1 protein-coding gene is annotated in these 471 nt (G+C 53.5%); it reads left to right on the forward strand.

Going from position 1 to position 471, the window contains the following annotated elements; translation table 11 throughout:
- The first annotated feature begins 49 nt into the window (after positions 1 to 49).
- Positions 50 to 415 (forward strand): hypothetical protein, encoded by a 366-nt coding sequence (locus FFM71_RS13985; protein ID WP_137612627.1) that lies wholly within the window; start codon positions 50 to 52, stop codon positions 413 to 415.
- The last annotated feature ends 56 nt before the right edge of the window (positions 416 to 471 follow it).

The following is a 471-nucleotide window of genomic DNA, read 5'->3' on the forward strand; positions in this document are numbered from 1 at the left end:
GTTGTGATTGAAATTGAGAGAGAGAAAGAGATAGAGGGAGAGAGTGAAGATGGTTTTGCTTGAGAAGCTTTGGGATGATGTTGTGGCTGGGCCTCAGCCTGATCGTGGTCTGGGCAAGCTCAGGAAGCTCACCACCAAACCCTTGAGCGTCAAAACTGATGAAGGAGAAAGCAGCAAGTACCAGAGGTCCATGTCGATGCCGGCGAGCCCTGGAACTCCGGCGACGCCTATGACTCCCACCACTCCCACGTCGGCTCGTAAGGACAACGTTTGGAGGAGCGTGTTCCACCCAGGTAGCAACCTCGCCACCAAGGGGATGGGTTCTGATTACTTCGACAAGCCAACTAAGAAGGACACCCCAACTGTTTACGACTGGCTTTACAGTGGGGAGACAAGGACCAAGCACCACCACTGAGACGGCGGTTACCGGGGGTTGCATGTACATACTGTTTTTGGCTTTCCAGTATCTGC

It is taken from the genome of Companilactobacillus huachuanensis (assembly GCF_005404815.1).
In the GTDB taxonomy this organism is placed as follows: Bacteria; Bacillota; Bacilli; order Lactobacillales; family Lactobacillaceae; genus Companilactobacillus; species Companilactobacillus huachuanensis.